Source organism: Methylobacterium sp. E-016 (assembly GCF_022829745.1).
GTDB lineage: Bacteria > Pseudomonadota > Alphaproteobacteria > Rhizobiales > Beijerinckiaceae > Methylobacterium.
The window spans coordinates 42,424-61,390 of the sequence record NZ_JAKSYF010000085.1 but is presented as its reverse complement, the minus strand read 5'-3'; the positions used below and the strand labels follow the sequence as shown (position 1 = coordinate 61,390).

Genomic DNA, 18,967 nt, shown 5'->3' with positions numbered 1-18,967 from the left:
CCGATGTCGCTGTTCGATCTCACCGGCAAGGTCGCCGTCATCACCGGCTCGTCCCGCGGGATCGGGCGCGCCATCGCGCTCCGCATGGCCGAGCAGGGCGCGCGGGTGGTGGTGTCGTCGCGCAAGCGCGAGGCCTGCGACGCGGTCGTCGCCGAGATCGAGGCGGCGCACGGCGCCGGCCGCGCCATCGCGGTGCCGGCCAGCATCTCGGTGAAGGAGGACCTCGTCCGTTTGATCGGCGAGACCAACGACCGTTTCGGCGCGGTCGACACACTGGTCTGCAACGCCGCGAGCAACCCGTATTACGGGCCGCTGGCCGACATCAAGGACGAGCAGTTCACCAAGATCCTGTCGAACAACATCGTCTCGAACCACTGGCTGATCCAGCTGGTGGCGCCGGCGATGATCGCCCGGCGCGACGGCGCGATCGTCATCGTTTCCTCGATCGGCGGCCTCAAGGGCTCGCCGGTGATCGGCGCCTACAACGTCTCGAAGGCGGCCGACATGCAGCTCGCGCGGAACTACGCGGTCGAGTACGGCCCGCACAACGTCCGGGTGAACTGCATCTGCCCCGGCCTCGTCCGCACCGACTTCGCCCGCGCCCTGTGGGAGGATCCGAAGGTCCTGGAATCCGCGACCTCGCTCGCGCCTTTGCGCCGCATCGGCGAGCCCGACGAGATCGCCGGTGCGGCGATCTTCCTCGCCTCGGCCGCGGGGCGGTTCACGACGGGCCAGGCCATCGTGGTGGACGGCGGCGTGACGATCGCCAGCGGGGCGATCGGGTAGACGCCGCGCATTGCCCTCCCCCCTCTGCGGGGGAGGGAGACGCGGGTTCTACGCCATATTCCGTGCCGCTCTATCGTACCCGGCGAAGCTCCCGCCCTCGGCGACCAGCTTCTCCAGCAGGGAAGAGGGCGCGAATTCCGGCCCGTGCTCCGCCTCGAAGGTCTTCATCCGGTCGAGGATCTTGCCGAGGCCGATGCCGTCGGCCCAGTGCATCGGGCCGCCGGTGTAGACCGGCCAGCCGTAGCCGTTGATCCAGACCGTATCGATGTCGGAGGCGCGCAAAGCCTTGCCCTCCTCGAGGATCTTCGCGCCCTCGTTCACCATCGGATAGAGGCAGCGCTCCAGGATCTCCTGGTCGGTGACGGTGCGGCGGGCGATGCCCTTGCGCTCGGAGACGTCACGGATCACCGCCTCGACCGCATCCGAGGGCGAGGGCTTCCGGTTCTCGTCGTAATCGTAGAAGCCGCGACCGGTCTTCTGCCCCCGGCGGTCCTGCTCGCACAGGATGTCGCGCACGCTCTCGCCCTTCGAGGTTTCCGCCGACCAGCCGATGTCGAGGCCGGCCAGATCGCTCATCGCGAACGGTCCCATCGGCAGGCCGACGCCCTCCACCACCCGGTCGACGTCCTGCGGCAGGGCGCCTTCGAGGATCAGCTTGTTCGCCTCGCGCTGGCGCTGCTCCAGCATGCGGTTGCCGACGAAGCCGTGGCAGACGCCGACCAGCACCGCGACCTTGCCGATCCGGCGCCCGAGCGCCATCGCGGTGGCGATCACGTCGGGCGCGGTCTCGGCGCCGCGCACCACCTCGAGCAGGCGCATGACGTTGGCCGGCGAGAAGAAGTGCATCCCGATCACGTCCTGCGGGCGCCGGGTCATGCCGGCGATCACGTCGATGTCGAGGTAGGAGGTGTTGGAGGCGAGGATCGCGCCGGGCTTGGCGATGGCGTCGAGCGTCCGGAAGATCGTGCGCTTGAGATCCATGTCCTCGAACGCCGCCTCGATGATCAGGTCGCAGCCGGCCAGGTCCGCGAAGTCGAGGCTGTCGGTGAGCAGCGCCATGCGGGTCTCGACGTCGGCGGCGGTGATGCGTCCCTTCTTCGCCGAGCCGTCGTAGTTCCGGCGGATCGTCTTCAGCCCGCGCTCCAACGCCTCGGCCTTGGCCTCGACGATCGTCACCGGGATGCCGGCGTTGAGGAAGTTCATGCTGATGCCGCCGCCCATGGTGCCGGCGCCGATGATGCCGACGCGGGCGACCGGGCGGGTCGGGACGTCCTTGCCGAGGCCCGGGATCTTGGCGGCCTCGCGCTCGGCGAAGAAGACGTGGCGCTGGGCGATCGACTGCGCGCCGTGCATCAGCCGCTCGAAGGTCTCGCGCTCGAAGACGATGCCCTCCGCGAACGGCCTGTTGCAGGCCGCCTCGACGCAGCGGATGCAGGCCTCGGGCGCCTCGAAGCCGCGGAACTTCTTGGCGTTCGCCTTGCGGAAGGCGTCGAACAGGGCGGGGTCGTCGCGCCCTTCCGCGATGCGGTCGTCGCGGTCGCGGATGCGGGGCGAGGCCTGTCCCTCGGCGAGGATGCGCTCGGCGAAGGCGGTCGCGTCGGCGACCAGCGTGTCCGCGCCGGTCAGCGCATCGAGCAAGCCCATCGCGTGCGCCGCCTTCGCGCCGACGGGCTGGCCCGAGGTGATGATTTCCAGGGCCTTCTGCGGGCCGACCACACGGGGCAGGCGCTGCGTGCCGCCGGCGCCGGGGACGAGGCCGAGCTTCACCTCCGGCAGGCCGAGCTTCGCCGAGGGCGTCGCCACGCGGTGGTGGCAGGCCAGCGCCAGCTCGAGCCCGCCGCCGAGCGCCTGCCCGTGGATCGCCGCGACCACCGGCTTGAACGAGGTCTCGACGATGTCGAGCAGCTCGCCGAGCCCCATGCCGCGGGGCGGCTTGCCGAACTCGGTGATGTCGGCGCCGCCGGAGAACAGCTTGCCCGAGCCGGTGAGCACGATCGCCCCGACCTCCGCATCCGCCCCGGCTTCCGCGATCCGGTCGCGCAGGCCCTCGCGGACGGCCGCGCCGAGCGCGTTCACCGGCGGCGAGGCGAGCGTGATGACGGCGACGCGGCCGTCGCGGCGGAGGGTGGTCGGGGTGTCGGTCATGCTGGCTTCCTCATCGTGCGCCGCGTCCGGCCGGGTCCGGGCGTCGGCGGTTTTCGAGATCGGGGTTCGGTCGCGCGGGCCGGCGTCAGCCCGCGACGATGCCGCGCGTCCGCAGGTCGGCGATATGCTCCGAATCGAGGCCGAGTTCCGCGAGCAGCGCGCGCGTGTGCTCGCCGAGGCCCGGCGGCGGCCGGCGCACCGGGGGACGGGCTCCGTCGAGGCGGTAGGGCGGCGCGAGGATGGGCGATCGTCCCGCATGCAGCATGTGCGCTTCGGCCGTCCGATCGGAACGGAATGCCTCGTGCAGGCCGGCGACCTCGCCGCAGGGAATGCCCGCGTCCCGGAGCGCCGCGATCAGCGTCGCCCGCGGGATGCGCGCGAGCTCGCGGTCGATCTCGGGCGCGAGCCGGTCGCGGTGGCGCGAGCGGCCGAGGTTGGTCGCGTAGTCCGGATCGACCGCGAGGTCCTCCCGGCCGATCACCGTGCAGAAGCGGCGGTACTGGCCGTTGTTGCCGACGGTGATGACCAGGGGGCCGTCGGCCGCCTCGAACACGCCGTAGGGCACGATCGCCGGGTGCGCGTTGCCGACCCGCTCGGGGTCGCGCCCGAGCGCGAGCGCCGCGAGGCCGACATAGGAGGTCAGGCTGAGGCCGGAATCGTAGAGCGCCATCTCGACGTGGCGGCCGCGCCCGGTGCGGTGGCGCTGAAGGAGCGCCGCGAGCACCGCCTGGGCCGCATACTGGCCGGTGAACAGATCGACGGCCGCGACGCCGAACTTCAGCGGAGGCTCGTCCGGGCGGCCGTTCAGCGCCATGAGGCCCGCCTCGCCCTGCACCACGAGGTCGTAGCCCGGGCGTTCCGCCTCCGGCCCGTCGCCGACGTAGCCGGCGACCGAGCAGTAGATCAGCCCCGGGTTCTCCGCCGACAGGCGGTCGTAGCCGAGCCCGAGCCTGTCGGCGCCGCCCCGCTTGAAGTTCTGGATCAGCACGTCGCAGCCGGCCGCGATCCTTCGGGCCAGCGCCGCACCCTCCTCGGACGCCAGGTCGAGGCCGAGCGAGCGCTTGTTGCGGTTCACGCTGTCGAAATACGTCGTGTTGCCGGGGCTCGTGGCGACGCCCCAGTCGCGGGTGTCGTCGCCGCGGGTCGGATGCTCGACCTTGATCACGTCGGCGCCGAGATCGCCCAGCACCTGCCCGCACCACGGCCCGGCGAGCACCCGCGACAGGTCGAGGACGCGGATGCCCGCCAACGGCAGGTCCGGTTCCGTCGTCCGCTCCATCGGCTCCTCCTGGCCCCGTGTCCGGCACGTCTGCGGCGCCGCTCGACACCGGTCCGCCCGTTCCAGTTTCGAAAAACCGGTATGTTCGGTTGACACCGCCCGGCATCGGCATAGATCGAATTTCGCAATCATGGAACAGCGGCCCGCACGAGGCCGCGTCTGGGAGGTTGGCGTGTCGCATCAGGCGATCCGGGAGACCGAGCCGACGGCGGAGTCGCGGGCACAGGCCTGGGCACGCCGTTTCCCGGATGCCTGCGACTGGGACGGCCCGGTCGAGATCGGCACCATCCCAGACCTGCTGGCAGCGGGCGTCACCGCGGCGAAGGGCCCGGCCTTCGATTTCCGCGGACGCGCGATCGGCTTTCCCGAATTCGCCGACCACGTCGAGGCGGTTGCCGCCGGCCTGATCGATCGCGGGCTGACGCCCGACGCCACGATCGGCCTCCACCTGCCGAACACCCCGTTCCACCCGGTCGCTTTTTTCGCGGCGGCTCGGGCCGGCCTGCGGGTGGTGCACCTGTCCGGTCTCGATGCGCCGCGCGAACTCGCGCACAAGCTCGGCACCACCCGCGCGCGCGTCCTCGTCACCACCAACCTCCCGGGCTTCCTGCCGGTGGCGCTGAAGCTCCTCGACGAGGGCGCCGTCGACACCCTGCTCGTCGGCGACGACGCGGAATGGGGCGCCTCGACGGTGTCCGAGCCGCTGCCGATCCCCGAGCGCCCGGGCGTCGTGACCCTGTCGGCCCTGCGCCGGGCTCCGCGTCCGGCGGCCTGGCCGCAGCGCAAGCCCTCCGACGTGATGCTGCTGCAGTTCACCGGCGGCACCACCGGGCTGCCGAAGGCGGCGATGCTGACCCACGGCAACCTCACGGCTTCCGTCTCGATGTACCGGCTCTGGACCGACGACGGGGACGAGGGCGAGGCCTCGGCCCGCACCGTCTGCGTGCTGCCGCTCTTCCACATCTACGCGCTGACGACGGTGCTGCTGCGCGGCATCCGCGGCGGCACCCAGATCCTGCTGCGCCAGCGCTTCGACCTGGACGAGATCATCGCCGACATCGAGGTCCGCCGCGCCACGGCGCTGCCGGGCGTGCCGACAATGTGGTTCGCGCTGCTGAACCGCCCCGGCATCGAGGCGGTGGACTTCTCGTCGCTGCGCTCGTGCATGAGTGGCGGGGCGCCCCTGCCCTTCGACGTGATGAGCCGCCTCAGCCGGCTGATGGGCGTGAACCTCGCCGTCGGCTGGGGCATGACCGAGACCGCGCCGGCGGGCACCCGCCTGCCGCGGGCGGGGGAGCGCCGCCCCGGCGTGATCGGCATTCCGCTGAAGGGCGTCGACATGCGCGTCGTCTCCCTCGACGAACCGTCGGTGGAGGTGCCGAGGGGCGAGACCGGCGAGATCGCGATCCGCGGGCCGAACGTCTTCGTCGGCTACTTCGAGCAACCCGACGCCACCGCGGACGCGTTCCGCGACGGCTGGTTCCTCACCGGGGACATCGGGCGGGTGGACGAGAACGGCCTGTTCGACCTGGTCGACCGGCGCAAGAACATGATCATCTCCGGCGGCTACAACGTCTATCCGGTGCAGATCGAGAGCGCGATCTACGAGCACCCCGCCGTCGCCGAGACGATCGTCATCGGCGTGCCCTGCGCGTACCGCGGGCAGGCGGCCAAGGCCTTCGTCACCCTGAAGCCCGGCGCCGAGCGCTTCAGCCTCGACGCGCTCAACGACTTCCTCGGCAGCCGCATCGGCCGCCACGAGATCCCGCGGGCGCTCGAGTTCCGGGACGCCCTGCCCCGCAGCCCGGCGGGCAAGCTGCTCGCCAGCGTGCTCGTCGCCGAAGAGCGCGCGAAGACCGGAGCCGACCCTGCATGACCGACGCCGTCATCGTCTCGACCGCCCGCACGCCGATCGGCAAGGCGTTCCGCGGCGCGCTGAACCTCACCGACGGCGCCGATCTCGGCGCGCACGCGATCCGCGCCGCCGTCGAGCGCGCGCGCGTCGAGCCGGGCGAGGTCGAGGAGGTGGTCCTCGGTTGCGGCTACCCGGAGAACGCCACGGGCGGCAACGTCGCGCGGCACGCGAGCCTCGTCGCCGGCATCCCGGTCGGGTCGGCCGGCGTGACCGTGTCGCGGTTCTGCGCCTCGGGCCTGGAGGCGATCGCCAGCGCCGCCCGCCGCGTCATCCTCGACGGCGTCCCTGTGGCGGTGGCCGGGGGCCTCGAATCGATCAGCCTCGTGCAGCCGAATGTGCAGAAGGAGCTGACCCGGAACGATTGGCTGCTGGCGCACCTGCCGGCGATCTACATGCCGATGATCGAGACCGCCGACATCGTCGCCGGGCGCTACGGCATCTCGCGCGAGGCGCAGGATGCGTTCGCGCTCGAAAGCCAGCGCCGCACCGCGGCGGCGCAGGAGCGGGGCCTGTTCGACGACGAGATCGTGCCGATCTCCGCGATGATGTCGGTCACCGACAAGGCCACGGGCGAGACCCGCACCGTCGAGACCCGGCTCGCCAAGGACGAGGGCAACCGCCCCCACACGACGCTGGAAGGCTTGGCCAAGCTCAAGCCCGTGCGCGGCGAGCACGCGTTCGTCACCGCCGGCAACGCCAGCCAGCTCTCGGACGGCGCGTCCGCCTGCGTGGTGATGTCGGGGGCGGAGGCGGCGCGGCGCGGTTTGGCCCCGCTCGGCAGCTTCCGCGGGTTCGCCTCGGCCGGCTGCGGCCCCGACGAGATGGGCATCGGCCCGGTCTTCGCCGTGCCGCGCCTGCTCGAACGCCACGGGCTCAAGGTCGCCGACGTCGACCTGTGGGAGCTGAACGAGGCCTTCGCCAGCCAGTCGCTCTATTGCCGCGACACGCTCGGGATCGATCCCGAGCGGGTCAACGTCAACGGCGGCGCGATCAGCGTCGGCCACCCCTTCGGCATGAGCGGCGCCCGCCTCGTCGGCCACGCCCTGCTCGAGGGCCGGCGGCGCAAGGCGCGCTACGCCGTCGTCACCATGTGCGTGGCCGGCGGCATGGGCTGCGCCGGCCTCTTCGAGATCGCCGCCTAGCGATCCGCGACGATCAGGAGACACCGATGGACCTGCGCTACACCGCCGACGAGATCGCGTTCCGCGACGAGGTCCGCAGCTTCTGCCGCGAGAAGATCCCGGCCGAGATCCGGCGCAAGGTCTCGGAAGGCCGCGGCCTCGGCAAGGACGACGTCGTCACGTCCCAGCGTATCCTGAACGCGCGCGGCTGGGCCGTGCCGCACTGGCCCAAGGAATGGGGCGGCCAGGATTGGACGCCGATCCAGCGCTACATCTACACCGAGGAGCTGCTGCAGGCGGCGGTGCCGCTGCCGCAGCAGTTCAACTGCTACATGTTCGGCCCGGTGCTCGCGACCTTCGGCAACCAGGAGCAGAAGCAGCGCTTCCTCGCGCGGGCGGCCAATCTCGACGATTGGTGGTGCCAGGGCTTCTCCGAGCCCGGCGCCGGCTCCGACCTCGCCTCGCTCAAGACCAAGGCGGTGCGGGACGGCGACCACTACGTCGTCGACGGCCAGAAGACCTGGACGACGCTGGGCCAGCATGCCGACTGGATCTTCTGCCTCGTGCGCACCGACATGGAGGCGAAGAAACAGCGCGGCATCTCCTTCCTCGTGATGGACATGACGTCGCCCGGCATCACCGTGCGCCCGATCATCACCCTGGAGGGGCGCCACGAGGTCAACGAGGTGTTCTTCGATTCCGTGCGCGTGCCGGTCGAGAACCTGATCGGCGAGGAGAACAGGGGCTGGGACTACGCGAAATTCCTGCTTGCCAACGAGCGCACCGGCATCGCCCGCATCGGCCTGACCAAGGAGCGCATCCAGCGCATCAAGCGCCTCGCCAAGGAGATGCCCTCCGGCGCCGGCTCGATGTGGGACGACGGCGATTTCCGCGGACGGGTCGCCGAGGTCGAGATCGAGCTGAAGGCGCTCGAGATCACGCAGATGCGGGTCGCGGCCAAGCAGGGCCGCGCCGATTCGGTGCAGCCCGACCCGGCCTCCTCGCTCCTGAAGATCCGCGGCTCGCAGCTGCAGCAGGCGGCGACCGAGCTGCTGGTGGAGCTCGCAGGGCCGTTCTCGCTCGCCGCGCCCCAGCGCGGCGCCGGCGCCAACAACCCGCCCGGCGGCTTCGACTGGGTCGACGCGGCCGCGCCGAGCTACTTCAACAACCGCAAGGTCTCGATCTACGGCGGCTCGAACGAGATCCAGCACAACGTCATCGCCAAGGGCATCTTGGGCTTGTGAGACCTCCCGCAGGACGCACTGCGCCGCCCTCTCCCGTTCGGGAGAGGGTTGGGGAGAGGGATGCGAGGTCGCAGGAAAGACCTGGAGCCCTCACCCTGTCCCTCTCCCGCACGGGAGAGGGGACCCGCGTTTCTCTCGGAAGCCTCTTCGCGGCTTCGAACGGATGACACCATGGACTTCGATTTCAGCGGCGAGCAGAACCTGTTGCGCGACAGCGTCGAGCGCTTCTGCGCCGACGGCTACCCGTCGCTGGAGGCGCGCCAGGCCCGGGCCCGCGAGCCTCTGGGGTTCTCCGAGCCGAGCTGGGGCAAGCTCGCCGAACTCGGCGTCTGCGGCCTGCCCTTCTCCGAGGAGGATGGCGGGTTCGGCGGCGGCGCCGTCGAGACGATGATCGTGATGGAGGCGATCGGCCGTAACCTCGCGGTCGAGCCGTTCTTCGCCAGCGGCGTGCTCGGCTCCACCGCGATCCGGCTCGGCGCCGATTCGGCCCAGAAGGCGCGCTGGCTCCCCGGGATCGTGGAGGGTTCGACCCGCCTCGCCCTCGCCCAGACCGAGCGGCAGTCCCGCTACGACCTTCACGATGTCGCGACCAGGGCCCGCCGCGACGGCTCGGGCTTCGTGCTCGACGGGCAGAAGAGCGTCGTGCTGAACGCCGATTCCGCCGGCTTGATCGTCGTCAGCGCCCGAGTCTCGGGCGAGCGCCGCGACCCGCACGGGATCGGCCTGTTCGTGGTGCCGGCCGATGCGCCGGGCGTCACCATCGAGCCCTATCCGACCCAGGATGGCGGCCGGGCCGCGGAGGTGACCTTCGCCGGCGTGGCCGTCGATGGCGGCGACGTGCTCGGCGATTCCGAGGGCGGCCTGCCGCTGCTGGTGCGCGTCGCCGAGCATGGGATCGCGGCGCTGGCGGCCGAGGCCCTCGGCTCGATGTCGGCGCTGCATGCGCTGACCGTCAATTACCTCAAGACGCGCAAGCAGTTCGGCGTCACGGTCGGCAGCTTTCAGGCGCTGCAGCACCGGGCGGTCGACATGCTGATCGCCCTCGAGCAAGCGCGCTCCATGGCGATCTACGGGGCGATGATGGTCAAGGCCGGCGATGCCGCCGAGCGTGCCGCCGCCCTGTCGGCGGTGAAGGTGCAGGTCAACAAGGCGTGCCGCTTCCTCGGCCAGGAAGCGGTCCAGCTCCACGGCGGCATCGGCATGACCATGGAGTACATCGGCGCGCACCACTTCAAGCGCCTGGCGATGATCGAGTACCAGCTCGGCGACACGCCCTACCACCTGCGCCGCGTCGCCGACGACGGCGGCCTGATCGCGGGCTGACGCGATCCGAGAACCCCGGGGACGCGTTAGTCGGCGGCCGCGTGGATCCCCATGAACAGCGGGCGCACGAAGATCTCGGCCGCATCGGCGCCGGCGACGTCGCACCAGCGGTCGAGGTCGGAGGCGGCGTCGATCATGCTGCTCACCACCTGCGCGGCGATCGACGGGTCGACGGCGCGGATCGAGCCGTCGGCGATGCCGTCGCCGATCGGGAAGGCCAGGCGCTCCCACAGGCGGCGCATGGTCAGCGGGATCTCGGCGCGCAGGGTGTCCGGCAGGGCGCCGACGGCGGTGCAGCGCAGGAGCGGGCCGCCCTCGGAGACCTGATGGCGCATCAGCGCACGGGCGCAGGCGGTGATCCGAGTCCAGCCGGTGCCGCCGGCCGCCTCGGCCGCCTCCTGCTCCCGGCGCAGGATGGCGAAGGTGCGCGCGAAGCACTGGGCGATCAGGTCGTCCTTGTTGTCGTTGTGATGGTAGAACGAGCCCTTGGTGACGCTGAGCCGCGCCGAGATCTTCTCAACCGAGGCGCCGCGATAGCCTTCCTCGTTGATCAGCGCCGTCGCCGCCCGCAGGAACGGCTCGGTCGGGTCGCCCTGGGCCGTGATCGGGTCCGGTGCGTCGCCGCTCCAGCGGCTCTCCGGGCTCGCCAAGCCGTGCAGCAGGAGATCGGCGATCCGCGCCCCGACGCGGGGGTAATCCGCCGCCTCGTAGCGGTCGATCCAGGCGCGGACCGTGTGCACCACCGAAACGACGAGGTGCGTCCGTGCCCGCAACGCGTCGCGGTCGAGGCCGGGGAAGGCGGCCTCGGGGAAGAACGCGGCGCGCGCCTGCCGGAAGAAGGCGTTGTAGGCGGCGTAGACCGCCGCGCTCTGCGGCTCGGGCAGCGCGCGCATGTCGGTCAGCCGGACCTGAGGCGCCCGCGCCCCGGTCTCGATCGCCGCGAGGTCGCGGAAGTAGGCGGCCAGGAATGCGGAGAGGCGCTCTGCCGGGTCGGCGAGCGCCGCCGTCTCGGCGAGCAGCGCCTCGTGCCACGCGATCGTGCTGACGTAGCAGGCGGCCGCGAGGTCCTCCTTGCGGCGGTAATAGTAGGTGATGCTGTTGGGCATCAGCCCGACGCTGCCGCCGACGTCGTTGAGCGCCGTGCCGCGGATGCCGCGGGCATTGAAGTGCCGTGCCGCCGCATCGAGGATCGCCCCGCGCTTGAGGGCATAGCGTTTGGTCTGCCCGGCCGCGGGCCTGCCTCCGTCGATCATCTCAGCGGTTGAGCATGGCGGCGCACGAACTGACAAGCGCCGCGCCGTCAAACGTGGTACTGCGAAGACACAGGCCGACGGCTTCGTACTTTTAGACGGTTGCGGTGGGTGCGCGCCCGTCTGATCCTCACCGCATGATGATGCAGCACGAAGCGGCGTATCAGCCCCATCCCGAAGCCGCGACCGCCCGCCTGTCGGGCCGGTCGCGCACGAGTGCCCGCCCCATGCTGTACGACGCGTTCGAGATGCAGTGCGACCTGGCCCAGCAGACGCGGGCCTGGGGGCGCGTGCTGCACGATGCGGTCTCGCCCTGGACCGCCTTCGGCGATCCGGTGAACTGGATGTCGGCCGGCGCCCGCATGATGATGCGCGCCGGACTGACCTTCGCGCGCCCGTCCTTCGGCATCGAGGCGGTGACGGTCGGCAACCGCGAGGTCTCGGTGGTCGAGGAGCCGGTGCTCGTCACGCCGTTCGGCACCCTGCTGCGCTTTCGCAAGGACATCGATTCCGAGCAGCCGAAGGTGCTGGTCGTGGCCCCGCTCTCGGGCCATTTCGCGACGCTGCTGCGCAGCACGGTGAAGACCCTGCTGCCCGACCACGACGTCTACATCACCGACTGGCACAACGCCCGCGACGTGCCGCTCTCCGACGGCGCGTTCGGGTTCGACGACTATGTCGGGCACCTCGTGCAGTTCCTCGGGGCGATGGGGGGCCCCGCGCACGTGCTTGCGGTCTGCCAGCCGACCGTCCAGGCGCTCGCCGCCGCCGCGGTGATGGCGGAATCGAAGGATGCGGCCACGCCCCGCAGCATGACGCTGATGGCCGGCCCGGTGGATTGCCGGATCAGCCCGACCTCGGTGAACGCGCTCGCCACCTCGAAGCCGATCGAGTGGTTCGAGAAGAACCTGATCGCCACCGTGCCGCGGCGCCACAAGGGCGCCGGCCGCCGGGTCTATCCCGGCTTCGTCCAGGTCTCGGCCTTCGTCTCGATGAACACCAAGCGCCACGTCCAGGGCCATGCGGACCTGTTCTGGCACATGGCCAACGGCGAGGTCGAGAAGGCCGACGCGATCGCCGGGTTCTACGACGAGTACTTCGCCGTGCTCGACCTCGCGGCGGAGTTCTACATCGAGACCGTGAAGACGGTGTTCCAGGACTACACCCTGGCCAAGAATGAGCTGACCTATCGCGGCAACCGGATCGACATGCGCGCGATCCGCAAGACCGCGCTGATGACGGTCGAGGGCGAGCGCGACGACATCTGCGCCGTCGGCCAGACCATGGCGGCGCACGACCTCTGTACCGGCCTGCCCCCGCACATGCGCAGCCACCACCTCCAGGCCGGCGTCGGCCATTACGGGGTGTTCTCGGGCCGCAAGTGGGAGGGGCAGACCTACCCGCTGGTGCGCAACTTCATCCAGTCGCACAACTGAGGACGGCCGCCCCGCCCTGAGCGGATTTGACCCGCACGCGCACGATGCGCACCATGCTAGCTTGCCTGCACGAACGTGCTGGTTCGAGGGCGGCGAGGCGATTGCGGGCGTGAGCAGTAACGATCCGAAGCGATCCGGCACCGCCGCACGGCTCGACCGGCTGGTGGCGCGCTCCAACGCCGCCGGCCTGTGGGAGCGGGCCTGGCCGGTGCTGTGGCGCGGCCTCGGCGTCGTCCTGGCCTTCCTCGCCGTCTCCTGGCTCGGCCTTTGGCTCGATCTCTCCGCCACCTGGCGCATCGTCGGCCTCGTCGCCTTCGGTGCCGCGCTGGTCGCCGTGCTCGCCCCGCTCGCTCGGCTGCGCCGGTCGGACCGGCGCGCCGCGCTCGCCCGCATCGACCGCGAGGCGGCGGCGCGCGACGCGACGCTGGTTCACGCCCCGGCCTCGACGATCGAGGACACGCTCGCCGTCGGCACCACCGATCCCGATACGCGGGCGCTCTGGGCCCTGCATCAGGCGCGGGCGGCGAGCGCCGTCGCGACGCTGCGCGTCGGCCGGCCGCGGCCCGGCATGCCGCGCCACGACCCGTTCGCGCTGCGCGCCGGCCTCGTGGTCGCGGCGGTGGCGAGCCTGTTCGTCGCCGGCCCGGAATGGCGCGAGCGCCTCGGCAGCGCCTTCGACTGGCGCGAAGCCGCTTCGGCCGGCCCGAACTACCGCATCGACGGCTGGATCGACCCGCCGCTCTACACCCGGCTTCCGCCGCTCGCGGTCGCGATGTCTGGCGGCGAGCAGCGCCTGCGCGTGCCGGTGAATTCGCAGCTGATCGTGCGCATCGCCGGCGAAGGCCCGGCGCAGACCGTGCTGACGCCGAATGCCGGGCTCAAGGCCGTGCCCGGCAAGGAGCCGCGACCCGACCTGCGCGAGGACCGGTTCCAGATCGTCGGGCCGACGGCCGAGCTCACCATCGCCGCGCCGGGGCAGACCCAGCGCCTGATCGTCGACGCGATCCCCGACACCCCGCCCGAGGTCCACGCGGTCGGCGGCCCGGAGGTGAACGGGCGTGGCACCTTCAACCTGAGCTACCGCGCCAAGGACGATTACGGCATCGCCTCGGCCGAGGGGATCGTCGAGCCGCTGGAGGGGACGCGCTCGCTTGTGCCGCCGCCGCGCATCGCCCTGGCGCTGCCGGGCGATGCGAGCGGCGAGACCGACACCAAGACGCTCGTGGACCTGACCGACAACCCCTGGTCGGGCGCGAAGGTGCGCTTCACCTATCTCGTCAAGGACGAGGCCGGCCAGGAGGGCCGCACGCCGACGATCGAGATGGTGCTGCCCGCCCGCCCCTTCCGCGATCCGCTGGCGCGGGCGCTGGCCGAGGAGCGCCGTCGCCTCGTGGTGACGCCGGACGAGGGCCGCGCCCGCGTGCAGATGGCGCTCGACGGACTGCTCGTCGCGCCCGAGATGTTTACGCCGCAGCCGGGGGTGTTCCTCGGCCTGAAGACCGCGGCGCGGCGCCTGCGGACGGCCGGCAACGATGCCGCGCTCACCGAGGTCGCGGACCTGCTTTGGGAGATGGCCCTCAAGATCGAGGACGGCGACCTTTCCGACGCCGAGAAGAAGCTCCGGCAGGCGCAGGACCGGCTCAAGGAGGCGATCGAGAAAAATGCGCCCGACGACGAGATCCAGCGCCTGACCCAGGACCTCAAGCAGGCCCTCGACAAGTTCATGAAGCAGCTGGCCGAGAAGCAGAGCAAGCAGCCGCGCGAGCAGGGCTCGCACGACAAGCAGGGCCAGCCATCGAAGAGCGTGACGCCGGACGACCTCGACAAGATGCTCAAGGACATGGCCGAGGCGATGAAGCGCGGCGACACGGCCGAGGCGCAGCGCCTGATGGAGCAGCTGCGCAACATCCTGGAGAACCTGCAGAGCGCCGAGCAGGGCGGCAAGTCCGACCCGACCGCCCGCGAGATGCAGAAGCAGATGAAGGAGCTCGACCAGATGGCCCGCGAGCAGCAGGGCCTGCGCGACGAGACCTTCAAGGAAGGCCAGGAGAAGCCCGGCGGCGAGCAAGGCCAGCGTCCGCCGAGCCGCGGTCAGCCGGGGCAGAAGCCGGGGCAGAAGGGGCAGCAGAGCCCCGGCCAGCAGGGCCAGGGCCAGCAAGGTCAAGGCGAGCAGGGGCAGCAGGGCCAGGGTCAGCAAGGTAAGGGCGGGCAAGGCCAGCAGGGCGGGGTCGGCGAGCGCCAGCAGGCCCTGCGCCAGCGCCTGCAGGACCTTCAGAACCGCATGAAGGAGAACGGCATGAAGGGCGAGGAAGGCCTTTCGGATGCCGAGGATGCGATGCGCGAGGCCGAGAACGCCCTGAAGGACGGCCAGGACGGCGACGCGGTCGACGCGCAGGGCCGCGCCCTCGACGGGCTCAAGCGCGGTGCCGACGGCATGCAGCAGCAGATGCAGGAATCGGCCGAAGCCGAGGGCGAGGGCCAGGGCGACAAGCCCGACGGCCAGCAGCCCGGCCAGCAGGGACAGGCCGGTGCCAAGGACGACGACCCGCTCGGCCGCCCGACCCGCGGGCGCGACATGAGCGACGGCCGCGTGCGCGTGCCGACCGCCGACGAATCGGCGGTGCAGCGGGCGCGCCGGATCATGGAGGAGCTGCGGCGCAAGCTCGGCGACCCGACCCGCTCGCAGGAGGAGCTCGACTACTTCGAGCGCCTGCTGCGCCGGAACTGAGCCGAGGCGCGTCCCGCGTCGCATCGCCCCTGCCGTTCGCCCGGCGAAGCGCCTACAAGGGCGGAATCGCTCGCAGTCGAGATCGTCCGTCCATGTCCGGCAACTCCGTCGTCCTCGTCGCCTGCCTCGCGGTCGCGGTCATCCTCCTCCTCGGCCTTGCCAACATGATGCGCGGGGGCGACGCCAACCTGTCCCAGCGCCTGATGCGCCTGCGCGTGCTGCTGCAGTTCGTGGCGATTCTGGTGATCATGGGCGTGGCCTGGTGGCGCTCGGCCTGATGGATCGGGGCGGCCCGGGACTGTGACCGCCGGGCCGCACCGGGGCGCATTCGAGCGCGGGCCGGATGAAACGGCGCCCCCGGCAGGCCGGCCCATGCTAGGAATTCCGGGTTCAACCGGATCCGCCCCGCATGAAGTCCTCCTCGCATCGTCTCGTCGCCGGCGCTCTCGCCCTCGCGATCGCCTCGCCCGTCGCGGCAGCCGATCTCGGGTACGCGCCGCGGCCCGCGGCCTACGCGCCGCCGGTGCAGCCCCTCAGCATCGTCTCCGAAGTCCGGATCGGCGGCGCCGTGCAGGATCCCGGCAGCGCCGAGGGCAAGCTCCCGGGCTTCGAGAAGCAGAACGTCAACGGCGAGATCCTGTTCTCGAAGCCGCTGGTGAGCGCCGATCCGTTCTGGCAGGCCTTCGTGCCGCGCCCGACGGTGGGCGGCAGCTACAACACCGGCGGCCGGACCAGCTACGCCTATCTCGGCGCGACCTGGTCGGTCGACCTCTTCCCCGAGACCTTCGACCGCCGCGTCTTCATCGACGGCTTCTTCGGCGGCGCCGCGCATAACGGCTATACCGGCCCGAAGGCGCTCGCCCCGTACGGCTTCAACTCGCTCGGCTGCTCGCCTCTGTTCCGCGAGGCCGCGGCGCTCGGCTTCCGCATCACCGATCATTGGAGCATCATGGCGACCGTCGAGCACATGTCGAATGCCGGCCTGTGCGGCGAGAACCGCGGCCTGACCAACTTCGGCGGCAAGCTCGGCTACACCTTCTGATCTGCAAGCTCGGCTACATCTTCTGACCTGAAAGCGTCGGCGCACCCGTGGTCACCCTCAACCGCATCTACACCCGCACCGGCGACAAGGGCACCACCGCCCTGGCCGACGGCCAGCGCCGGTCGAAGGCGGACCTAAGGGTCGAGACCTACGGCACCGTCGACGAGACCAACGCCTGCGTCGGCCTCGCCCGCCAGCACGCCGAGCCGCGCATCGACGCGATGCTCGGCGCGATCCAGAACGACCTGTTCGATCTCGGGGCCGACCTCGCGACGCCCCCGAGCGACGCGCCCCCGGCCTACGAGCCCCTGCGGATCGTCGCCTCGCAGGTGGCGCGGCTCGAAGCCGACATCGACGCGCTCAACGCCAACATCGCGCCGCTGAAGTCCTTCGTGCTGCCCGGCGGCTCGCCGGCCGCCGCCGCGCTCCACCTCGCCCGCACCGTCAGCCGCCGGGCCGAGCGGCTCGCCGTCGCCCTCGCGGCGACCGAGGGCGAGATCGTCTCGCCCGAAGCGCTGAAGTACCTCAACCGCCTGTCGGACTTCCTGTTCGTGGCGAGCCGCGCGGCCAACGCCGACGGCGCCGACGACGTGCTCTGGGTGCCCGGCAAGAACCGCTAGGGCGGGCCCGGGCCGATCCGCGCCCGCCGCCGTACCGCCGATCCGAATTCCCTTCGCCGACCGTCCGCGGCTTTTCGAAAGCGCGTGCGCGCGCCGCGTTGACAAGGCGGAAATGTGGCCGTTACGGTCCGCGCCCTGTGCGAGCCGCCTGCGAAGGCGCTCCGAAATTCGCCGATCACAACAATCCGGCCGCGGAGGAAGTAGACCGCCATGAAGGTTCTGGTGCCCGTCAAGCGGGTCGTCGATTACAACGTCAAGATCCGCGTCAAGGCCGACGGCTCCGGGGTCGAGCTCGCCAACGTCAAGATGTCGATGAACCCCTTCGACGAGATCGCCGTCGAGGAGGCGATCCGCCTGAAGGAGAAGGGCAAGGTCACCGAGATCGTGGCGGTGTCGATCGGCCCGCAGCAGGCCCAGGAGACGCTCCGCACCGCGCTCGCCATGGGCGCCGACCGCGCGATCCTGGTGAAGACCGACACGGTCTGCGAGCCGCTGGCGGTGGCCAAGATCCTGAAGGCGATCGTCGAGAAGGAGAACCCGGAGCTGGTGATCCTCGGCAAACAGGCGATCGACGACGATTCGAACCAGACCGGCCAGATGCTCGCGGCGCTGCTCGGCTGGCCGCAGGGCACCTTCGCCTTCAAGATCGAGGCCGGCGAGGGCAGCCTCGACGTGACCCGCGAGGTCGACGGCGGCCTGCAGACGGTGTCGCTCAAGCTCCCGGCGATCGTCACGACCGACCTGCGCCTCAACGAGCCGCGCTACGCCTCGCTGCCCAACATCATGAAGGCGAAGAAGAAGCCGCTCGAGGAGATGGCGCCCGACGCCCTCGGCGTCGACGTCACCCCGAAGCTGAAGGTCCTCAAGACCGCCGAGCCGCCGGGCCGCTCGGCCGGCATCAAGGTCGGCTCGGCCGCGGAGCTCGTGCAGAAGCTGAAGACCGAGGCCAACGTCATCTAGTCCCGCAGCGCGCGCTCCCGCATCCGGTCGAGCGCGCGCCTCATCCGAGATCCGAGGTTTGAACCGATGACCACCCTCCTCCTCGTCGAGCACGGCCAGTCCGAGATCAAGGACGGCACCTTGAAGGCGCTCACCGCCGCCAAGCAGCTCGGCGCCCCCATCCACGCCCTCGTCGTCGGCGCCGGCAGCCGGGCCGCCGCCGACGCGGCGGCCAAGCTCGACGGCGTCGACAAGGTGCTGCTGGCCGAGGACGCGGCCTACGACCACGACCTCGCCGAGCCGGTCGCCGCGCTGATCGTCGCGATCGCGGAGCCCTACGACGCGATCGTGTGCTCGGCGACCACCACCGGCAAGAACATCCTGCCGCGCGTCGCCGCCCTGCTCGACGTCGCGCAGATTTCCGACATCATGGCGGTCGTGTCGCCCGACACGTTCGAACGCCCGATCTATGCCGGCAACGCGATCCAGACCGTCCAGGCCGGCGCCGGCAAGAAGGTGATCACCGTCCGCACCGCCGCCTTCAAGGCCACCGGCGAGGGCGGAGCGGCGGCCCCCGTCGAGGCGGTGACGGCGGCGGCGCCCCCTGCCGGCGGCTCGACCTTCAAGGGCGAGGAGATTGCCAAGTCCGACCGGCCGGAGCTGGCGGCGGCCAAGAGCATCGTCTCCGGCGGTCGCTCGCTCGGCTCGGCCGACAAGTTCAAGGAGCTGATCGAGCCGCTGGCCGACTCGCTCGGCGCCGCCGTCGGCGCCTCCCGCGCCGCGGTCGATGCCGGCTACGCCCCCAACGACTGGCAGGTCGGCCAGACCGGCAAGGTGGTCGCGCCCGACCTCTACGTCGCCGTCGGCATCTCCGGCGCGATCCAGCACCTGGCCGGCATGAAGGATTCGAAGGTCATCGTCGCGATCAACAAGGACGAGGACGCGCCGATCTTCCAGGTGGCGGATTACGGGCTCGTCGGCGACCTGTTCCAGATCGTGCCGGAACTGCAGGCCGAGATCGGCAAGGCCAAGGGCAACTGAAGTCGTTCGTCGCGATCCGAAGGTCGTCGGATCGGGTCACCCGGTCGAACCCGTCGCGCGATCGCGTGCGCGACGGGTTCCACTTGGGCCGACGAAGG

At 71.1% G+C, this 18,967-nt stretch carries 15 protein-coding genes; 12 read left to right on the top strand and 3 right to left on the bottom strand.

From position 1 onward, the window contains the following. Positions 1-3 precede the first annotated feature (3 nt). The gene (locus MKK68_RS11450; RefSeq protein ID WP_147726374.1) at positions 4-786 is read left to right on the top strand and encodes an SDR family NAD(P)-dependent oxidoreductase; all 783 of its coding nucleotides are present in this window, start codon (positions 4-6) and stop codon (positions 784-786) included. Positions 787-834: 48 nt separating this feature from the next. Here MKK68_RS11450 and MKK68_RS11445 read toward each other — a convergent pair whose 3' ends face one another. Both MKK68_RS11445 and MKK68_RS11440 read right to left on the bottom strand, forming a co-directional pair. Beyond that, positions 835-2,931: a 3-hydroxyacyl-CoA dehydrogenase NAD-binding domain-containing protein gene (locus MKK68_RS11445; RefSeq protein ID WP_244030353.1), complete on the bottom strand. Its 2,097-nt coding sequence runs from the start codon at positions 2,929-2,931 to the stop codon at positions 835-837. An 85-nt stretch (positions 2,932-3,016) separates the two neighbouring features. Further along, on the bottom strand, positions 3,017-4,210 hold the full coding sequence (locus tag MKK68_RS11440) for a CaiB/BaiF CoA transferase family protein (RefSeq protein WP_244030351.1): 1,194 nt from the start codon (positions 4,208-4,210) through the stop codon (positions 3,017-3,019). A 187-nt stretch (positions 4,211-4,397) separates the two neighbouring features. Here MKK68_RS11440 and MKK68_RS11435 point away from each other — a divergent pair, with 187 nt between their 5' ends. The 4 genes from MKK68_RS11435 (at position 4,398) to MKK68_RS11420 (ending at position 9,813) form a co-directional block, all read left to right on the top strand. Beyond that, positions 4,398-6,086: an AMP-binding protein gene (locus MKK68_RS11435; RefSeq protein ID WP_409567223.1), complete on the top strand. Its 1,689-nt coding sequence runs from the start codon at positions 4,398-4,400 to the stop codon at positions 6,084-6,086. Continuing rightward, complete coding sequence (locus tag MKK68_RS11430) at positions 6,083-7,267, top strand: acetyl-CoA C-acyltransferase (protein WP_244030347.1); 1,185 nt, start codon at positions 6,083-6,085, stop codon at positions 7,265-7,267. The genes MKK68_RS11435 and MKK68_RS11430 overlap by 4 nt, the downstream gene beginning before the upstream one ends. Positions 7,268-7,293: 26 nt before the next feature. After that, on the top strand, positions 7,294-8,490 hold the full coding sequence (locus tag MKK68_RS11425) for an acyl-CoA dehydrogenase family protein (protein WP_147726369.1): 1,197 nt from the start codon (positions 7,294-7,296) through the stop codon (positions 8,488-8,490). A gap of 171 nt (positions 8,491-8,661) precedes the next feature. Then, positions 8,662-9,813, top strand: coding sequence for an acyl-CoA dehydrogenase family protein (locus MKK68_RS11420; RefSeq protein ID WP_244030345.1), 1,152 nt, complete (start codon positions 8,662-8,664; stop codon positions 9,811-9,813). 26 nt (positions 9,814-9,839) lie between these two features. Here the strand turns inward: MKK68_RS11420 and MKK68_RS11415 are convergent, their stop codons facing one another. After that, positions 9,840-11,066, bottom strand: a complete 1,227-nt coding sequence (locus MKK68_RS11415; protein WP_147726367.1) for a TetR/AcrR family transcriptional regulator — start codon at positions 11,064-11,066, stop codon at positions 9,840-9,842. A 224-nt stretch (positions 11,067-11,290) separates the two neighbouring features. Between MKK68_RS11415 and MKK68_RS11410 the strand changes: the two genes are divergently transcribed. From MKK68_RS11410 to MKK68_RS11380, 7 genes are all read left to right on the top strand, one after another. After that, entirely contained in the window at positions 11,291-12,499 is a 1,209-nt protein-coding gene (locus MKK68_RS11410; protein ID WP_244030420.1) for a polyhydroxyalkanoate depolymerase, read from the top strand. A gap of 109 nt (positions 12,500-12,608) precedes the next feature. Further along, complete coding sequence (locus tag MKK68_RS11405) at positions 12,609-15,227, top strand: TIGR02302 family protein (RefSeq protein ID WP_244030343.1); 2,619 nt, start codon at positions 12,609-12,611, stop codon at positions 15,225-15,227. 92 nt (positions 15,228-15,319) lie between these two features. Next, positions 15,320-15,505, top strand: coding sequence for a twin transmembrane helix small protein (locus tag MKK68_RS11400; protein ID WP_147728507.1), 186 nt, complete (start codon positions 15,320-15,322; stop codon positions 15,503-15,505). 131 nt (positions 15,506-15,636) lie between these two features. Next, positions 15,637-16,269: an acyloxyacyl hydrolase gene (locus tag MKK68_RS11395; RefSeq protein WP_147842942.1), complete on the top strand. Its 633-nt coding sequence runs from the start codon at positions 15,637-15,639 to the stop codon at positions 16,267-16,269. A gap of 47 nt (positions 16,270-16,316) precedes the next feature. Further along, a complete protein-coding gene (locus MKK68_RS11390) occupies positions 16,317-16,889 on the top strand; it encodes a cob(I)yrinic acid a,c-diamide adenosyltransferase (protein WP_147728509.1) in 573 nt (190 codons plus the stop codon). A gap of 210 nt (positions 16,890-17,099) precedes the next feature. Beyond that, positions 17,100-17,849 carry an electron transfer flavoprotein subunit beta/FixA family protein gene (locus MKK68_RS11385; RefSeq protein WP_147842944.1) on the top strand — a complete coding sequence of 250 codons (750 nt, stop codon included), beginning with the start codon at positions 17,100-17,102 and terminating at the stop codon, positions 17,847-17,849. Between the two features lie 66 nt (positions 17,850-17,915). Further along, complete coding sequence (locus MKK68_RS11380; RefSeq protein WP_147858070.1) at positions 17,916-18,869, top strand: electron transfer flavoprotein subunit alpha/FixB family protein; 954 nt, start codon at positions 17,916-17,918, stop codon at positions 18,867-18,869. Positions 18,870-18,967 lie beyond the last annotated feature (98 nt).

Excerpts from the sequence above, each read along its gene's own strand:
- MKK68_RS11420 (WP_244030345.1), top strand. The coding sequence starts at position 8,662 with ATGGACTTCGATTTCAGCGGCGAGCAGAACCTGTTGCGCGACAGCGTC.
- MKK68_RS11430 (WP_244030347.1), top strand. The coding sequence starts at position 6,083 with ATGACCGACGCCGTCATCGTCTCGACCGCCCGCACGCCGATCGGCAAG.
- MKK68_RS11385 (WP_147842944.1), top strand. The coding sequence starts at position 17,100 with ATGAAGGTTCTGGTGCCCGTCAAGCGGGTCGTCGATTACAACGTCAAG.
- MKK68_RS11410 (WP_244030420.1), top strand. The coding sequence starts at position 11,291 with ATGCTGTACGACGCGTTCGAGATGCAGTGCGACCTGGCCCAGCAGACG.
- MKK68_RS11445 (WP_244030353.1), bottom strand. The coding sequence starts at position 2,931 with ATGACCGACACCCCGACCACCCTCCGCCGCGACGGCCGCGTCGCCGTC.
- MKK68_RS11400 (WP_147728507.1), top strand. The coding sequence starts at position 15,320 with ATGTCCGGCAACTCCGTCGTCCTCGTCGCCTGCCTCGCGGTCGCGGTC.
- MKK68_RS11415 (WP_147726367.1), bottom strand. The coding sequence starts at position 11,066 with ATGATCGACGGAGGCAGGCCCGCGGCCGGGCAGACCAAACGCTATGCC.
- MKK68_RS11450 (WP_147726374.1), top strand. The coding sequence starts at position 4 with ATGTCGCTGTTCGATCTCACCGGCAAGGTCGCCGTCATCACCGGCTCG.
- MKK68_RS11380 (WP_147858070.1), top strand. The coding sequence starts at position 17,916 with ATGACCACCCTCCTCCTCGTCGAGCACGGCCAGTCCGAGATCAAGGAC.
- MKK68_RS11395 (WP_147842942.1), top strand. The coding sequence starts at position 15,637 with ATGAAGTCCTCCTCGCATCGTCTCGTCGCCGGCGCTCTCGCCCTCGCG.
- MKK68_RS11440 (WP_244030351.1), bottom strand. The coding sequence starts at position 4,210 with ATGGAGCGGACGACGGAACCGGACCTGCCGTTGGCGGGCATCCGCGTC.
- MKK68_RS11425 (WP_147726369.1), top strand. The coding sequence starts at position 7,294 with ATGGACCTGCGCTACACCGCCGACGAGATCGCGTTCCGCGACGAGGTC.